The 18166-nt window shown below is 68.4% G+C and carries 7 protein-coding genes; 4 read left to right on the top strand and 3 right to left on the bottom strand.

Translation table 11 applies throughout. The annotated features are described in order from the left end of the window. Positions 1-102: 102 nt before the first annotated feature. On the bottom strand, positions 103-324 hold the full coding sequence (locus OG594_RS33905; protein WP_030715088.1) for a hypothetical protein: 222 nt from the start codon (positions 322-324) through the stop codon (positions 103-105). Between the two features lie 91 nt (positions 325-415). Then, positions 416-1930, bottom strand: coding sequence for an immunity 49 family protein (locus OG594_RS33900; protein WP_266606198.1), 1515 nt, complete (start codon positions 1928-1930; stop codon positions 416-418). A 323-nt stretch (positions 1931-2253) separates the two neighbouring features. On the opposite strand from OG594_RS33900, the gene OG594_RS33895 reads away from it, so the two are divergent. Further along, positions 2254-4263: an ABC transporter ATP-binding protein gene (locus tag OG594_RS33895; protein WP_266606197.1), complete on the top strand. Its 2010-nt coding sequence runs from the start codon at positions 2254-2256 to the stop codon at positions 4261-4263. A 72-nt stretch (positions 4264-4335) separates the two neighbouring features. On the opposite strand, the gene OG594_RS33890 is transcribed toward OG594_RS33895, so the two are convergent. Next, the gene (locus OG594_RS33890) at positions 4336-7437 is read right to left on the bottom strand and encodes an FG-GAP-like repeat-containing protein (protein WP_266606196.1); all 3102 of its coding nucleotides are present in this window, start codon (positions 7435-7437) and stop codon (positions 4336-4338) included. Between the two features lie 574 nt (positions 7438-8011). On the opposite strand from OG594_RS33890, the gene OG594_RS33885 reads away from it, so the two are divergent. The 3 genes from OG594_RS33885 (at position 8012) to OG594_RS33875 (ending at position 18156) form a co-directional block, all read left to right on the top strand. Beyond that, positions 8012-15265, top strand: coding sequence for a ricin-type beta-trefoil lectin domain protein (locus tag OG594_RS33885; RefSeq protein ID WP_266606195.1), 7254 nt, complete (start codon positions 8012-8014; stop codon positions 15263-15265). 31 nt (positions 15266-15296) lie between these two features. Further along, a complete protein-coding gene (locus OG594_RS33880; RefSeq protein ID WP_266606194.1) occupies positions 15297-15647 on the top strand; it encodes a DUF4288 domain-containing protein in 351 nt (116 codons plus the stop codon). 292 nt (positions 15648-15939) lie between these two features. After that, entirely contained in the window at positions 15940-18156 is a 2217-nt protein-coding gene (locus tag OG594_RS33875) for a germacradienol/geosmin synthase (RefSeq protein ID WP_266606193.1), read from the top strand. Positions 18157-18166 lie beyond the last annotated feature (10 nt).

The following is an 18166-nucleotide window of genomic DNA, read 5'->3' as shown; positions in this document are numbered from 1 at the left end:
CCCTCCCCTGCACGGCGGCCGTCCCCCTCACCCTGCCGACGGGTGAGGGGGACGGCTTTCTTCATGCAGGCCCGCGCACCCCGAGCACGCGGACCTTGGCCACTACGCCTTGACGGTCTGGTTCAGCGCGACGAGGGCCTGGGCCCAGCGGACGTACTTCAGCTGCCCGAAGTCGGCGACGGTCTTGACCCCGAACGCCTGGTGCAGCAGCTTGCCGTCCTCGTCGCTGACGCCCTTGAGCGCGGCAACGGGAGCCGCGAGCACCTCGGCGAGCGGCTTGTCGGCCCACGCCTTGTCGAGCACCTTGTCCAGATCGATCGCCATGAGTGTCCTTCCGCGAATATCGGCACCGCATACGCGGGCAAACCTAACGCAATCGGACAATCACCTCGCGCTGCGGCACGCCGACGGCGTGTCAGGAGATGTGCTCGACCCTCTTGCCGTCGACGAGGTACCTGGGCAGGAACGGCAGTTCCGGGTCGAGCGGGAAGCCCTGGTCGTGGGCGAGGCAGGCCATGGCGAGCGGGCCGAGCGCCACCCGGGCGCGCGGCACCGCCGACTCCGCCCAGTAGCCCCCGTGTTCCGCGAGGGCTTCGGCGAGCACCTCGCCAAAGGCAGCGTGGTCCCCCGTGAAGAAGCGGTGGAAGAGTGCGACCGGCTGGTAGTCGACGCGGTTGACGAACTCGTCCGGGGAGTGGGTCAGCGTCTCGGGCAGGGACGTCTGCATGGTGGCGAGCAGCTTCTCCACGACCGCGTCGCCGGGGCCGCCGGTGAGGTAGGTCTGCAGGGTGTCGATCCAGTGCAGGACGTGGGCGTCGACGGTGTCGTCCTGCCGCAGCGCCTCCATCGGGACCCCGCACAGCCGGGCCACCCGGTCGTGCGCGCGGCAGGCGAGCGCGAGGTAGACGGCGTCGAGCCAGGCACGGGCGTCCGCGGGCGGAGCCGCGGCCGTGGCGGGCAGCCGCAGGGTGTTCTCCTCGCCCAGGTACCACTGCGCCGGCTCGGCACCGGTGAACAGCGCGGAGCCGAGCCGCACGGCCGTTTCCCACGCGTCCCACGTGACCACGTCGGAGGCGCCCGGGTCGGCGACACAGCGGACGTGGGCGAGGGCCAGGGCCGAGGCGAAGGCGTCGCCCAGCCCCGACGGGTCGTGCGCGAGCCGGGCCACCGACTCCACGGTCGCGCGGCTGAGGGCGGCGGGGTCCGAGACCGCGCGGTCCGCGCCGGGCACGGCGATGCGGCCTGCGCGGTCGAGACGGACCAGCCCCTTCAACAGTCCGAGCAGGTGCTCCGGCGGCTGCAGCGACAGCGTGCGCGTGTCCTCGTCGACGACCGTGAGCGAGGTCAGGCCGCCCCGGTGCCACCAGTACACGCGCGGCGACAGAGGACCGGGACCGTCCTCGTAGGCGCCCAGGGCGTACGCGGCCAGGTCGTTGAGGGCGTCCACCACCGAGCCGTCGGCTATCGGGTGGAAGGCCAGCAGGTGCCGGGTCGGAACGACGACGAGGGCGCCGGCGGACGGCAGCGACGCACCGGTGACCTGCCGGGCCAGCTCTCCGAGGTACAGCGCCTTAGAGGCCACGAAGTGCGAGTCGCCGAAGACGGAGTGCAGCGTGGCCCGCCCCTCGAGGGGAATCTCCTCGTACGTGACGGGTGCCCGCATCAGGTTGGCGTACGCCGCCTGCCCCAGCTCCTCGATCCCGACGCGCTCCACGTCCTGGTCGGTGAGAGAGCGCACGCTGGTGGGCCCGTCGAGGGCGTAGGCGAACACCAGCTCGTCCGCCACGAGCCGGGCGTACTGCATGCCACCGGCGACCTCCGGGGTGATCAACCCGACGGGCAACAGCCGGGCGTGCACCCCGCGCAGCAGTTCCTCGGCACTCTCGCCGCCGTGACCGGCACTGGATTCAGGTGAGTTGTCTCGATTCACCCCTTGGACTCTACGAGACACCCGCACACCGTCCGGCAGCCGGGTCCGTGGGCCGCTGGTCCCGGCGGGGGCGTCACGCAATCCCTCGAAGGGGGGCATCGCCACCTGCGGGTGGTTCGAACGCCGCGTCACCGCACGGCCCATGGGGTCCGGCGGGCGGTCGCAACTGTGTGCGGACATTCGCTCCCCCGGCCCCGTGACGCCGCTCTGAACAGGCACGTTCTTGCGGCATCAGTTGGCAGCCACGGCACCTCGGGAGGAATCTTGCGATCCGGGCACGTTCATGTGGTGTTCGACCCGACACCGGGCGGGGGTGGCCGCGCATGAGGCTCCTCAAGCGGCCCGAAGTCACCGAGCCCGCCGTCTCCGAGAGCGAACGGCTCCTCTTCGGCGGGCCCCTGCGCTACGACGCCGGCTGGTCCAACCACCAGTACGCCCAGCTGGAGGGCCGACTGCTGACCACCCTGCGCTCCATGCCCCGCATGGTCGGCGGGACCCTGCGCCTCGCCTGGGACACCGACCGGCCGGCCCTGCTGACCGTCGCCGTCGCCGAGGCCGGCCAGGGGGTCACCTCCGCCGTCGGGCTGCTCGTCATCAGCGATGTGCTCCGTACGCTGCTGGGCGGGGGCAGTGCCGCCGACCGGCTGTACGCGGCCCTGCCCGCCCTCGCCGCAGGGGCGCTGGTCGCCGTACTGGGAGCCGTGTTCGCTTCCCGTTCCACGGCGGCCGCCGGGCGGCTCGAGCCCAAGATCGAACGGGCCGCGCACGAGCAGTACCTGAGCGCCGCCGTCGACGTGGAGCTGGAGGCCATCGAGGACGGGGAGTTCCGCCGGCTGCTGGACAGCGCCCAGTGGGGGCCGCCCTCGGCCCGCCGCACGGTCGGCGCGTGCGTGTCCACCCTCGGCGGGGTCATCTCCCTGGTCGCCACCGCCGGGGTGCTGACCGTACTGCACCCGCTGCTCCTGCCCATGCTGCTGCTGATCGCCGCCCCGCGCGGCTGGGGCGCGATGCGGGTGGCACAGCGCCGCTACCTGTCGATGATCACCTGGGTGGAGCACGTACGGGCCGCCCGGCTCATCGGCCAGTTGCTGGTCTCCCGTACGTCGGCCCCCGAGGTGCGGGTGCACGGCGTCGGCCGCTACCTGCTGGGCCACTACCGCAACATGGCCGAGGTCGCCGAGGGCGAGGCCACCCGCCTCGCCAAGGACAAGGCCTCCACCGAACTGCTGGCCGCCGCGCTCTCCGGCGCCGCGGCCCTGGTCACCTACGGGGCGATGGGCGCGCTCATCGTCTCCGGCCGGATGGACCTCGCCGTCGCCGGCACCGCCGTGATCGCGGTGCGCACCGGTTCGGCGAGCCTGGGGGCGCTGGTGGCCACCACCAACACCCTGCACGAGGAGTCCCTGTACGTGCGGGACCTGGAACGGTTCGTCGCCGAGGCGGCCCGCCGTGCCATCCCGTCCGGCGGTCTGCCGCTGGCCGAGCGCCTCGGTACGGTCCGGCTCCGCGACGTGGACTTCAGCTACCCGGACCGCGACGAGCCCGCCCTGCGCGGGGTCTCCCTCACCATCGAGGCGGGCCAGGTGGTCGCCCTGGTGGGCGAGAACGGCTCCGGCAAGAGCACCCTGGTGAAGCTGCTGGCCGGTCTGCACCTGCCCGACTCCGGGTCGCTGACCTGGGACGGGGTGGAGGTGGAGGATGCCGACCGCCGGCAGGTGTTCGACCGGGTCGCGCTCCTCACCCAGGACTTCGAGCGCTGGCCGGTGACCGCCCGGACCAACATCGCCATCGGTCGCCCCGGGGAGGAGGACCCCGAACGCGCTGTCGACCGGGCCGCGGAGGTGGCCGCCGCCGCCCGGTACGCGGGCGCCGACCGCATCGTCGCGCAGCTGCCGCAGGGCTACGAGACCTTGCTCGCCCGGGTGTTCAGGGGTGCGTCGGAGCTGTCGGGCGGGCAGTGGCAGAAGTTCGGCCTCGCCCGCACCCGCTACCGCGACGCCCGCGTCCTGGTCGTGGACGAGCCCACCTCGGCGCTCGATCCGGAGGCGGAGATCGCCGCCTTCGACAGCATCCGGGGCCTCGCCGGGCCCGAGCGTGCGGTCGTCCTCGTCACGCACCGGATGTCGGGCGTCAGGTGCGCCGACGTGATCTACGTACTGCACGAGGGCCGGCTCGTCGAGCGGGGCGGCCACGACGAACTGATGGCTCTGGGCGGCCGGTACGCCTCCATGTACGCGATGCAGGCGGCGCAGTTCGGCCACCACCCGCCCCGCCGGTCGCCTTCGGTCCCCCGTCAGTCCACCGCACCGCAGAACGACGACTCGGTCACCTGAAACGGCCGGGCGCCCTCCCCGTTGTCGTTCGGGGAGGGCGCCTCTGTCGTGCGCGGGTGGTGATGCCGTTGGTCAGCCGATGGTGAGGAAGGTGTTCCAGTTGTCCTCGTCGCGTCCGGTGGCTTCTCCGTAGGTGGTGGCGCCGCCCTTGAAGTAGTACTGCCAGCCGCTGCCCGCCTCGACACCCCAGATGTCGGGGATGCCGTCGCCGGTGTTGTCCTCGGTGCCCAGGACCATGGGCCAGGCAGCGCGGCTCCAGGCGGTCGTGGCGTAGGTGTAGTCGACGCCGCCTTCCGCGTTCGCCGCGTATTGCAGGGAGGTCAGGTCCGCGCCTGCGTTGGTGCCGGCCTTGCCCTTGCGCAGGGCCATGGTGCGGTTGGCGTTGGCGTTGTCGCGGAAGAGGAGGTCGGGGATGTTGTCGCCGGAGACGTCGCGGACGCCGACGATGTCGCGGGCGGCCCAGCCGGTGGCCATCTTGCGGTAGGAGGCGAAGCTGGATCCGGTGTAGCCGGAGAATGCCCAGAAGCCGTCGGCGTCCAGTGCGAACAGGTCGGGCAGGCCGTCGCCGTCGACGTCCTCGGAGACGACGATCTGCCGGAAGGTCGCCGGGTCGGGTGCGGACGCGGGGAGCTGCATCTCGATGCGGCGGCCGGCGTCGAACTGGCCGGTGCCGGTGCCGGGGTAGATGTACAGCTTGCCGTCGGGCATCCGGGCGATCATGTCGGTGATGCCGTCGCCCGGGTGCCAGTCGGTGGCATGCCCGATCAGGGCCGGGACGGTGGAGGCCGGGTCCTTGAAGTGGCCGGGTGCGACGGGTTTGCCGTCCTGGACGGCGCCGGGGATGAACGCGTCGGTGTCGCCCTGGCGGTCACCGGCGTAGGTGCGTAGGTTGCCGTCCTTGTCGATGGCCAGGAGGTCGGGGAACTGGTCGCCGGTGACGTCGCCGGGCTTGTCGGTGCCGGTGCGGGGGCTGACGTAGAAGAGGTATTCGGTGGGGACGGAGACGTTCCCGGCGTGGTTGGCGGTGCGGACGTACAGGACGTTGGGTCCGGCGGTGTCGACTTGGAGCTTGATGGAGGCGAGGTCACCGTTGGTGGGGGCGGCCTTGTTCTCCCAGGACGGCTTGTTCAGGGACCACTGGTACTCGCGGATGGTGCCGGCCGCGGTGCCGTTGCCGCGGATCTCGATGACCTGGTCGGGGGTGGAGGCCGGGTTCATGCTCCAGTCGGCGGCGTCGGGGCCGGGCGGCGGGAAGTGTGCGGAGCTGACCGCCGGGTTGGCGGGCGCGGAGTGGTCGACGGTGAAGGTGCACCATCCGCCGCCGCCGGAGTCGGCGGGGCCGGAGCCCGCGGACCACCAGCCGTCCCAGTCTTGGGTCCGTGAGAGCCAGAAGTACTTGCGGCCGGAGGTGAAGGAGGCCCACGGGACGGATTTGGTGACCACTCCGTCGCTGTTGGGCCACAGCCACTCGTTGGCGATGTTGGTTCCGGACTCGGCGTCCCAGACCTCGATCTGGACCTGCTTGAGGTTGCCGTCCCGGTCACTGCCCTTGGCCTGGAAGGACACGTCCGTCTTGCCGATGCTGGTTCCGGTGCCGCTGGTCAGGCACGGGCCGCCCGGAGAGGTGTTCATGTTCGACGCGACCGGGATGTCGGGCCGGGTGTTGTAGACGACCTCGATGTACGGGGCGCTCTCACCGTTGGCGAGGAGCTTCTTCCAGTAGTAGGAGTCCGACTCGTTCGGCGCCTTGAACCCCAGTGACAGCGCACCCCAGTTGGCGCCGGCGGCCTGGGTGACCAGACCCTTGATGTCGGGGGCGACCCAGTTGTCGGGGCAGGAGGAGTTGTAGCCGTAGCCGGCCATCTCGGTGCCGACCTTGTTTCCCCACCAGCCCGTGGTGTTGTTCCACGTCGAGGACGAGGACACGAACGGGGTGGAGTAGATGTCCATGGCCTTCTCACTGCACGACCACGAATACGTCTGCAAGGCGCGAACACTCGCCGACTGGATACCCGCACCGTGCAGCTCGGACCCGAAATAGAAATTGAACACCGAACGGGAAGTACCGCCGGAATCCGATTCGTATCCGACACGGGCCTCGTTCGTGCCCGACGCGTTGTAGTTCTGGCCGTTGTAGAAACTCGAATTACCGGCCGTCTTGTAGAGCAGCGACCAGGCATGCTTGTGACCCTTGAAGGAAGGGTCGACGAACACCGGATACACCGTGTCCGGGGCATTCAGCCATGTGGCATCCGGCTTCAGGGACAGGGTGCCGTCCTTGAGGGAGGCCGCGGCGACCGACAGGTGAGCGCGCTCGGCGCCGGCCAGGCCCGCCAGGCCCAGCGTCGGGTGCTGCTTCGCAGCGGCCGGGGCCTTCCACGCGGGCACGTCATCGGTCGTGGCGACCTTGCCCGACGAATCCCACATCAAGGGCGACGGCGAGCCCGCGACTTCTTCGCCCTTCGCGTCCCGGGCACTGAGAGAACCGGACTCGGCATCGAGCTGGAACTGGAGATCGGGTGAAGCGAGACGGTAATTGATCTCAGCCAGCAGCGGATCCGCGGCCGCCTGCTTGTCCTTCACCACCAACAGGTGCGAATAGCCGCCGTCTTGAGCTGTCATCAGCAAATCTATGCCGGGACGCACATTCTCGTACAAGGCTCGCGGACCGTCGATCACCGGCGCCGGCAACACGCCCGGCCAACTCACCGACATGTCATGCCCGTCGACATTCAGGCGCACCAGCTCGGTCCACACCTGACCCGGCACATCCACGGTCAACGCGGAGCGCACCGCACCACGCGAAGACCGCTCGGCACCTGGTGTCCCCGCGCTGAAGACGACAGCCCCGTTCACCGCCTTCGCGGCGAACCCGCCCTCAACTTGCTGTAGATCGGTGTCGATCGCCTTCCACTGATCGCCCACCCTGGCCCGGACGGCCGAGCTGGAGATGTGCTTTTTGAACAGGCCGTCCGGCTGCGCCCACGTCGTCGCGTTCGCGCTCCGCTCGGCCGTCACCTCGACGTCCTTGCCCGTCTCGGCGGCCAGCTTCCGCGCCTGCGGCGCCGCCACCGGACCACTCGCCCCGCCGGATGCCTTCTCCTTCGGCTTCTCGCCCCCACCCAGCTGCACGCCCACGGGCACGGCGACGGCCACCGCGAGCAGGGCAGCCAAACCCCCCAAGGCCCTGCGGCGCCGATACCAGCGACGCTCCAAAGCAGCAGGTGGTCCTTCTGTCACGTCTGTTGGCGGACTGGAGTCCACGGATTCGCTGACAGCCATCTCTTCTGTTCTCTCCCCCCGCGGGCGCATGCTTCGGCAGCCCTCGGTACTTGCTCGTTTTTCGGCCATCGGCCCAAGAGGCTCGGGGTCCGCTCCCCCGCTCGGCCGTCACGCGATGAACGCGCGAGCTGAGCATGAGCCATACGACGCCGATCGTCACCCCGCACCTCACCCCAACTGACCACCAGATACAGCCAGTTCGGGTGAATTGCCCCAAGGTATACGGACCGTCAGGTGATTAACGCCACACGGGCAAGCTCGAGGTGGCTTTTAGGCCACGCCGGACCACAGAATCACGTGGCTACTAGTCAGTTTCCTGTCACACGCGCGCCTTTGACGCGGTGGCAGATCGTGGGGGGTTCACATGTCGCCGTTGTCGGCCGACAGTCTTCGCCTGCCCGGAATCAGGAAGGCCCGCGCGAGACGCATGGGCCTTGCCGGGCGCACCAGCATCACGGTCTCCGTGATGCTGGTTGCATCTCTTCTACCCACTCAAGCCTGGGCCGCACCACCGGGTGACCGCGCCGGAGTGCAGCTACCGGGCCTCCAGGAGGACCTCAAGGCCAAGCTCGACAAGGTCGAGGCCGCAAAGCTGGAGGGCTGGTCCGGAGCACCGGTCCAGCCTCCGGCCGAGTACGAACCGTCGAAGGTCACTCCGCCCAGCGCCGGTACGGCGAACGTCGCTCTCGCCGGCGACCAGCTGATCCAGGCAGGATCCCTGCCGATCAGCATCGGCAAGGCCTCGCCGACGGAGACCAACCCGACCCCTCCGGCCCCGTCGGGCACGTGGTCGGTGGCGGTCGAGGCCCGCGCGGTGACCGAAGCCGCGAACATCGACGGCGCTCTCATCAAGGTCACGCCTCCGGCCGAAGGCTCGACCCCGGTCGACGTGCAGCTCGACTACAAGCAGTTCAAGGATCTGTACGGCACCGAGTGGTCGACGCGCCTGGAGCTGAAGATGCTCCCGCAGTGCTTCCTGACCACCCCCTCGCTGCCCGAGTGCAACACGGCGAAGGCCGTCCCGAGCACGAACGACCCGGCGACGGGCACGGTCCGTGCGACCGTCGACCCGGCGACCGCGCCGGGCCAGGGCATGCGCACCATGGCCGTCGGCGGAGGCGGCCCGATGGTCCTGGCCGCCTCCGACTCCGGTTCGGGCCCCGGCGGAACCTACAGCGCCACCCCCCTCGCTCCCTCCGGCAGCTGGTCGGCCGGCGGCAACAGCGGTGACTTCTCGTGGACCTACCCGCTGGGCACACCCGCCCCTGCGGCCGGGCCCGTGCCGAAGCTCGCGTTCACGTACTCCTCGCAGTCCGTGGACGGGAAGACGTCCGTCGCGAACAGCCAGGCCTCCTGGATCGGCGACGGCTGGGACTACCACCCCGGCTTCATCGAGCGCCGGTACCGCACCTGTTCGGATGACCTCAAGGCCACGCCCGGCAAGCCGAACAACGACAACTCCACGGACAAGAAGAAGAACGACCTGTGCTGGGCCGGCGACAACATGGTGATGTCGCTCGGCGGTAGCAGCACCGAGCTCGTCCGTGACGCCGCCTCGGGCCAGTGGGTCCCCGCCGGGGACGACGGCTCCAAGATCGAGCGCGTGACCGACGCGAACGTCGCCAACGGCGCGAAGGACGGCGAGTACTGGGTCGTCACCACCCGTGACGGCGTCCGCTACCACTTCGGTCGCCACGACGTCGACGGCGCCGGTACCCGGGCCGTGACCGACTCGGTCTTCACCGTCCCGGTGTTCGGCAATCACCCCGGCGAGCCGTGCTACCAAGCTGCCTTCGCCGACTCCTCCTGCAACCAGGGCTGGCGCTGGAACCTCGACTACGTCGAGGACCTCCACGGCAACGCGATGGTCATCGACTGGAAGAAGGAGACCAACCACTACGCCAAGAACGAGAAGTTCCAGGCGAAGGTCCCCTACACCCGCGGCGGCTACCCCAGCCAGATCACCTACGGCCTGCGCTCCACCAACCTCTCCGGCGCTCCGGCCGGCAAGGTGGAGTTCACCGTCAACGAACGGTGCATCAAGGAGGGTTCGGCCAAGTGCACGGACACCGAGTTCGAGTCGAAGAACTACGGTGACAAGCAGGCCTGGTGGGACACCCCGTCGTCCCTGCACTGCAAGGCCGACGCGAAGGACTGCTTCAGTACCTCGCCGAGCTTCTGGACGCGCAAGCGCCTGACCGCCGTCACCACGTACGGCCAGCGCACCGACGGCGCCACGGCCCTCTCGCTCGTCGACCGCTGGAACCTGACCCAGTCCTTCCCCAAGCAGCGCACCGACACCCACCCGCCGCTGTGGCTCGAGTCGATCACCCGCACCGGCTACGGCACCACCAAGGACACCAACGGCAACCAGGAGAGCACCTCGCTCCCGCCGGTTTCCTTCCTCGCGAACGTCCAGGACATGCCCAACCGGGTCGCCACGGGTCCGGGCGACGCCACCCCGGACTTCGACCGCCTCCGCGTGGAAACCATCCGCACGGAGACCGGCAACGAGATCTACGTCGACTACTCCGCCCCCTGCGCTGTCGGCACCACGCACCCGAAGCCGGAGGAGAACACCACCCGCTGCTTCCCGGTCCACTGGTCACCCGACAGTGATCTCGAGAAGCCCCCGCTGGCCTGGTTCAACAAGTACGTCGTCGAGCGCGTGGTCGAGAAGGACCGCGTCGCCCGCCAGCCCGACGTCACCACCAGCTACACCTACGAGGGCGGCGCGGCCTGGGCCAAGGACACCGACGAGTTCACCAAGCCCGAACTGCGCACGTACGGACAGTGGCGCGGCTACGCGTCCGTCGTCACCAAGGGCGGCGTGACGGCGAACGCCGGCAAGAGCGATGCGACGGTCGAATCCCAGACCCGCACCTACTTCTTCCGCGGCATGTCCGGTGACGCGGGACGGCCGAAGGTCACGATCAAGGACTCCACGGGCAAGGAGACCCTGGGTGAGGACCTGACCCACTACCAGGGCCGAACCGCCGAGGTGATCACCTACACCCAGGCCGGCGGCAGCGTCGACAAGCGCGTCCTCACCTGGCCCTCGAGCCAGAAGACCGCGACACGGCCCCGGGACGGAACCACCCCTCTCGAGGCCTACCGGGTCAACGACTCGCGCACGGACACGATCCAGTCGATCAGCGGCGGCCGCTTCCGCGTGGGGCGCTCCCAGAACACGTTCGAGTCCACCTACGGTCTCCTGGAGTCGGCCCAGACCGAATCGCGCGCCGAGGACGGCAGCGGCAGCTCGGTCATCGCCGACCAGATCTGCACGGTGACGACGTACGTGCACAACCCGGCGAAGCACCTGATCGGCCTGCCCCAGCGGGTACGGGCCACCACGGGCGCCTGCGCCCAGGCCGGCACCGCCGCGATGCTCTCCGACCTGCGCACGTCGTACGACGCGCTCAATGCTTTCGGAACCGCTCCGGTCAAGGGGCTGCCCTTCCAGGTGGACAGCAACGACGCGGCGGGCACCGGTTGGGTCACCACCGCGAAGACCGAGTACGACGCACTGGGCCGGACCGTCAAGGTCCACGACCCGGCCGGCAACCCCACCTCCACCGTGTTCACGCCCGCCACCGGCGTCCCCTTCAGCACGAAGACGACGAACCCTCTCGGGCACACGCGCGTCGTCAAGACCGACCCGGGCCGTGGCACCGTCCTTGAGGACATCGACACCAACAACCGCAAGTTCAGCCAGGCTTACGACAACCTGGGTCGCTCCAAGGCCGTCTGGACGCCGTCGCAGAAGACCACCGACCCGGCGTCCCAGACCTTCGAGTACCAGATCTCGGAGCACGAGCCCCCGGTCGTCACCAGCAAGACCCTCCGGGACAACGGCAGCTACGCCACGTCCATCGCGATCTACGACGGCCAGCTGCGGCCGCGCCAGACCCAGGCGGACGCCCTGGGCGGCGGCCGTCTGATCACGGACACCCTCTACAACGCGAACGGCACCGTCCGGCAGACCAACAACGGCTACTACGCCGAGGGCCGCCCCAGCGGAAAGATCTTCGTCCCGGAGAGCGTCTTCCACGTTCCGAACTCGACGAAGACGGCATACGACGGCCTCGGCCGCCCCGTGCGCGCCACCACGCTGTACGCGGATGTGGCACAGCACTCCAGCACCAGCAGGTACGAGGGCGACTGGACGCTGACCCGTACCGGCATGTCGGCCGATGGTCAGGCGCCGCTCTCGGGCAGCCGTGCGGTCAAGACCTGGACCGACACGTCGGGCCGGACCTCGCTGATCCAGCACTACACGGCGACCGACCTCACCACGTGGAAGGACACGACCTACGCGTACGACGTGCGCGGCAAGCTGGCCAAGGTGACCGACCCGGTCGGCAACAAGTGGACGTACACCTACGACGCCCGCGGCCGTATGACCTCGTCGGGCGACCCCGACATGGGCGCCACGGCATTCACGTACGACAACCTCGACCGGAAGGTGTCCGCCACGGATTCTTCCGGGCGGACGCAGTACACGACGTACGACGCGCTCGGCCGTACCACCCAGATGCGCGACGACGCCCCGGACGGCCCCGTGGTCGCTTCCTGGACGTACGACACGTTGACCGGTGCCAAGGGACTGCCCGTCGCGTCCACGCGCTACGAGGGCCTGGTGGCTTACACCAGCGAGGTCACCGCCTACGACAGTGAGTACCGGCCGACCGGAACCAAGATCACGATCCCGGACGTGCCTGCCACCAAGGGTCTCGCCGGGACGTACGCGTACAGCACCACCTACACACCGCGCGGCCAGGTCCAGTCGACGACGCTGCCGGCCACTCCGGGTGGTCTGGCAGCCGAGAAGTTGATCACTCGGTACGACGCCGACGGGATGGCCAAGACCATCTCGGGCTTGTCCTGGTACACCGCAGACGTCGTGTACAGCCCGTACGGCGAAGTCCTGCGCACGGCGTCCGGCAATGCGCCGAACCGCGTGTGGACGACCAACATCCACAACCGCAACACCGGGCGTGTCGAGCAGTCGATCAGTGACCGCGAGACCGCCAGCCCGAACCGCGTTTCCGCGCTCTCCTACACCTACGACACGGTCGGCAACCCGACCTCCATCACGGACACCCAGGCCGGTGGCCGCGTCGACCGCCAGTGCTTCGCGTACGACGCGGTAGGCCAGCTCACCAAGGCGTGGACGGGCAAGACCGCCGCATGCGCCGGGCCCTCGCTGAACGACGTCACCGCCGGTCCGGACGGCGACGGCTACTGGCAGGAGTACCAGTTCGACAAGATCGGCAATCGCACCAAGCTGATCGACCACGACCTCACCAACCCGGCGCTGGACGACGAGACGAAGTACACCTACGGCGTCCAGGTCGGCGGGAACGCTTCCCTGCCTCCCGTCACCATCCAGCCCCACGCCCTGTCCAAGGCCGAGAAGACCACCAAGACGGCAGCGTCCACGGTCAACTCGCTCTCGACCTACGAATACGACGCCTCCGGCAACACCAAGTCCCGGCGCATCGACGGCGACACCCAGGCCCTCACCTGGGACCGCCGCAACAAGCTCAGCTCGGCGAGCAGCCCCGGCATCGGTGCGGTGGCCGTCACCGGCATGGCGGGCAAGTGCATCGACGTCGCCGATGGCTCCAGCGCGGACGGCACGGCCGTCCAGCTCTATCCGTGCAACACGACCGCGGCTCAGCAGTGGAAGCTGAGCGGTGACACCGTCCGCGCCCTCGGCAAGTGCCTGACGGCGCAGGGCGGCGATGCGGTCCTGGCGACCTGTGACGGCAGCGCCAAGCAGAAGTTCACCTACCGTCCCGCCGACAAGACGCTGTACAACCCGGCGGCCAACGCCTGCGTCACCGTCCCCAACGACAACCCCGTCGACGGCAACGACCTCGACATCTACACCTGTGTCGCGGGCGCCGTCGCCCAGCAGTGGAGCTTCGAGAACACCACCACTTACATCTACGACGCCGGCGGCAACCGGTTGATCGAGGAGAGCGGCAACAGCCGCACCCTCTACCTCGCTGACGCCGAGATCACCGTCAACAAGGCCGGTCAGGCCATCGACGCCGTCCGCTACTACGGCGGCCCCGGCGGTGTCACCACCACCCGCCGCACGGGGAGCAAGGCAACGGGGCACAAGCTCAACGTCCTGCTGTCCGACCACCACAACACCGCGACCACCTCCGTCGAGCAGGCCGCGGGCCAGAAGGTCTACCGTCGCAAGTCCGACCCGTACGGCAACGTCCGGGGGGCGGTGCCTGCCGACTGGCCCGGTGACCGCAGTTTCCTCGGCACGGGCGTCGACGACTCCAGCACGAGCCTGACGCACATCGGTGCGCGTGAGTACGACCAGAGCACCGGCCGCTTCATGTCGGTCGACCCGGTCCTCGACATCACCGACCCGCTCCAAATGAACGGATACACGTACTCCAACGGAAACCCCGTCAGCAATTGGGACCCGTCGGGTGAGCAGCTCGAAGAGTGCATGAGCGGCATGTACGTGTGCGGCAACCGCGGCACACAGCCCATCAGCAAGGGCAGGAACTACGACCGGATCGTCTCCGAGAACATCGCCGCCATGGAGCAGGCGAAGGTCAGGCGGCTGTACGCCGAGCAGTACGGCTCAGCGAAGGTCGGCCAGGCTCAGCAGTCGTACGACCGCGCCGTGGAGCTCTACACCTCGGGTCAGAAGTACGTCCGCAACACGAGCAATACCTCGAAGGAGGAGCTGCGCAAGATCCAGGTCAAGTACGACCCGTCGAGCGGCAGCGTCACCAAGCAGGTCGCGTACAAGATGTACATGTACGGGGCGTCGATCGAGGACATCGAGTACTTCAGCGAGCACTACTGCGACTTCCTGACGTGCAACGGGCCGGTCGAAGCGGCGCTGACCGGAAACAATGTCGACACTCCCCTCTACGAACCGAACCTGTCCGAACGCATAGGCCGGGAAATCGCCGCAGGTTTTGCCTATCTGGCCTCCGGTGGCGGGAAACCCAATACGAGGTCCTGCCCGAACAGCTTCGTTGCCGGCACCGAAGTACTCCTGGCCGATGGGTCGACGAAGCCGATCGAGGAACTCGAACCCAACGATCTCGTACTGGCGACCGACCCAGAATCCGACGAGACGGCGGGCAAGGCCGTCACCGCGACGATTCGCACCGAGGACGACAAGTCCTATGTCGACATCGGGGTCCTGACTGCCGACGAAGTGCGGACGATCACCGCCACGGGCCACCACCTGTTCTGGTCGGAGTCCGAGCAGGCTTGGCTCACCGCTGATGCCCTCAAGCCCGGCATGACTCTGCGCACGGACGAGGACGGCGAGGTATCGGTCGCCTCGACGCGCAACTACCAGGCGATCAAGGTCACCTACAACCTGACCGTCGCTGACCTGCACACGTACTATGTCCTTGCCGGCGCTGAGCCGGTCCTCGTACACAACGAAAATTCTGAGCCCAGTGCGGCCGACAAGAAGTTTGCTCGCGGTGTCAACCTGCCCGCGAACAGCCCTGCAGTGATGAACCGCAATATGAGCGTATCGGATTTCATTTCCAAGTACCGGAAGGGTGGAGTTCGGCAGCAGTTGGGGAGCGACTACCTTGGCATGACTGTCGGAGACGCCCTGAAGGCAGCCAAGGCCGACGGCGATTCACAGGCGAGAAAGATGATCATCGACAAGAGGTTCGACATCGACAGCAACTACAAGGGGAAGATCTGCTAGATGCTATTCCATTACTGGAGGGATGAGAGCAATGGTGAGTACTGAGGACTGGTTTAGCTGCCGGATCAGATTTGCTCACTACTCGGACAATGACTCTATCCTTACGGTGAGGACATCGTCCTACCTGCTGAGAGCATCCGACTTCGAGGCTGCAAGGCTGCGCGCGATTGAAATCGGAAGAAAGGAGGAGAGAGTCTACCGAAATGCGGCTGACGGAATGGCGAGAATTGCCATGATCGAGGTCGACTCCGTGGACATGCTCGACGCCATCGTTGATGGCGTGGAGGTCTCCTCGATATGGTCGGACGACATCATTCCGTGCCCCTATTCATGGGACCATGTCTTTTCTCCGGAGTTGTCTCGCCCAACCAACAGCCTCTAGCAGGAGGTAGAGCCGGGCGACGGCTTCCAGGTCGCCGGACAAGCCGAAAATGAGGGCCGCGCCACACATGTGGCGCGGCCCTTTTTCATATACACGCGCCGCTTCCCTCCTCTGAAGTCCACAGGTCGTCGAATCACAAGCAGGGCGACGGCGCTGCGGAACGCCCCGTGCGTCACCTGAAGCAGTGAAATCACCCTTGTCCCACGGGCACCAGGGGTAGTGCCCTGCTGACCTCGTGCGGGGGACCGGGCCGCCGGGCCCCCGTACCCATGGACGAAAGGCCGACCCCGCCGTGACGCAGCCGTTCCAACTGCCGGATTTCTACGTGCCCTATCCGGCGCGACTGAACCCCCACCTGGAGGACGCGCGCACCCACACCAAGAAGTGGGCGCGCGCCTTCGGGATGCTGGAGGGTTCCGGGGTCTGGGAGGAGAGCGACCTCGACTCGCACGACTACGCGCTGCTCTGCTCGTACACCCACCCCGACTGCGACCGCGACGCGCTGGCCCTGGTCACCGACTGGTACGTGTGGGTGTTCTTCTTCGACGACCACTTCCTGGAGATGTTCAAGCGCTCCCATGACCGTGCCGGTGCCAAGGCGTATCTCGACCGGCTCGCCGCCTTCATGCCCATGGACCTGTCGGCCGGTTTCCCCGAGCCCACCAACCCGGTGGAGGCGGGCCTCGCGGACCTCTGGGCGCGGACGGTCCCCGCGATGTCCGCCGGCTGGCGGGAACGGTTCTCCTTGTCCACGAAGAACCTCCTCGACGAGTCCCTGTGGGAGCTCGCCAACATCGACATCGGGCGCGTGGCGAACCCGCTCGAATACATCGAGATGCGCCGCAAGGTGGGCGGCGCCCCCTGGTCGGCCGGCCTGATCGAGTACGTCTGCGCCGAGGTCCCCGCACGCGTCGCGCACGCGCGCCCGCTCACGGTGCTGCGCGACGCCTTCGCCGACGCCGTGCACATCAGGAACGACATCTTCTCCTACCAGCGCGAGGTCACCGACGAGGGTGAACTCTCCAATGCCGTACTGGTGTTGGAGACCTTCCTGGACTGCACCACCCAGGAAGCCGCCGAGGCCTCCAACGACCTGCTCACCTCCCGCCTCCAGCAGTTCGAGCAGACCGCGATCGGCGAGCTCCCGCAGCTCTTCGCCGACCACGCGCTGGACCCGGCGGAGATCGCGGCCGTCCTCGCCTACACCAAGGGCCTACAGGACTGGCAGTCCGGCGGCCACGAGTGGCACATGGTCTCCAGCCGCTACATGAACGAGGAGGCCCGGCCCACCGCCCCGGCGACCCTGCCCTTCCTGCCGTCCGGGCTCGGCACCACCGCGCTCGACCTGCGGTCGGTGTTCACACGGCGCTCGATGGAGCTGCGTCACCGCTCCTTCACCCACGTCCCCTTCGAGCGCACCGGCCCCTCCGTCATCCCCGAGATCTACATGCCGCACCGGCTCGCCCTCAGCCCGCACCTGGCGCACGCGCGCGAGGAGTCCGTGGCCTGGGCCCGGCGGATGGGCCTGCTGGACCCGCGGCCCGGCGACCCCGGCTCGGCGATCTGGACCGAGGAGCGGCTGCGCGGCTTCGACTTCGCGCTCTGCTCGGCCGGGATCGACCCCGACGCAACGCCGGAGCAACTGGCCCTCAACGCCTGCTGGCTGACCTGGGGCACGTACGGCGACGACTACTACCCGGTGGTCTTCGCCCAGGGCAAGAACCTTCCGGCCGCCAAGGCGACCACCGCCCGCCTGATCGCCATGATCCCGGTCGACCACGCCGAACAGCCGGAGCCGGTGACGGCGATGGAGCGCGCGCTCGGCGACCTGTGGGTGCGCACCGGCACCGCCATGTCCGCCGATCAGCGCACCGAGTTCCGGGCGACCTTGGTGAGCATGCTGGAGAGCTGGGTGTGGGAGGTGGACAACCAGATCCAGAACCGCATCCCGGACCCGGTGGACTACGCGGAGATGCGCCGTCACACCTTCGGCAGCCACCTCACGATGTACCTGTGCCGCCTCGGGCACCGGGGCCGGGGCATCCCCGAGGAGATCTACGCCTCCGGGACCATGCGCTCCCTGGAGAACGCGGTCGCGGACGCCGCCTGCCTGATCAACGACATCTACTCCTACCAGAAGGAGGTGCAGGTCGAGGGCGAGGTCCACAACTACCTCCTGGTCACCCGGAACTTCTTCGACATCGACTACCCGCGGGCCCTACGCATCTGCCATGAGCTGATGACCCGGCGGACCGAGGAGTTCGAGCACATCGTGGCGAACCAGCTGCCGCTGCTCTACGACGACTGGAAGCTCGGCCGGCAGGCGCGCCAAGCCCTGGACGCGTACGTGGGCGAGCTCAAGGACTGGCACGCCGGCATCCTCAACTGGCACCAGCAGATCCGCCGTTACCGCCCGGAGGACCTGCACGCGCAGCCCGACCGGCTGTCCACCGCCGTCCTGGGAGCCGGCTTCGGCATGTCGGCCGCCCGGATCTCGCTGCCCGCCTGATCCCGCCGGC

The organism is Streptomyces sp. NBC_01214 (genome assembly GCF_026340975.1).
Classification (GTDB): domain Bacteria; phylum Actinomycetota; class Actinomycetes; order Streptomycetales; family Streptomycetaceae; genus Streptomyces.
Note: the sequence above shows the minus strand (reverse complement) of the source record. Positions and strands in the feature narration are given on the sequence as shown.